The sequence below is a fragment of the Paraburkholderia sp. SIMBA_027 genome (assembly GCF_046535315.1).
GTDB classification, from domain to species: Bacteria; Pseudomonadota; Gammaproteobacteria; order Burkholderiales; family Burkholderiaceae; genus Paraburkholderia; species Paraburkholderia tropica.
This window is the reverse complement of record NZ_JAWRWY010001328.1, coordinates 1-246: the sequence shown is the minus strand read 5'-3', so window position 1 is coordinate 246 and position 246 is coordinate 1. Positions and strand designations below refer to the sequence as shown.

At 63.4% G+C, this 246-nt stretch carries 1 pseudogene; it reads right to left on the bottom strand.

Annotated features, from left to right (window positions below):
* Window positions 1-246 (bottom strand): annotated as a pseudogene (locus tag SB764_RS43470) (cation acetate symporter); the annotation flags it as partial.

The window sequence follows — 246 nt, the reverse complement described above, 5'->3', positions numbered from 1 at the left end:
CGCGTATAAGCATCCGGTTTCCGGTCGATCAAACTCACGCCGATCGCCACCAGAAACCCGGCCGGCACGCCGAATACGCCTGAGCTGATCGGTTCGATCCCGAACCACCGCGCGCCCGCGAAGCCCGTCATTTGCGTGAAGAACGGATACGTCGACACGATGTAGTAAATGCACACCACCAGCCCCGCCACCATCCCCGCGACGGCGCCCAGACGCGTGGTGCGTTTCCAGAACACGCCCAGCACC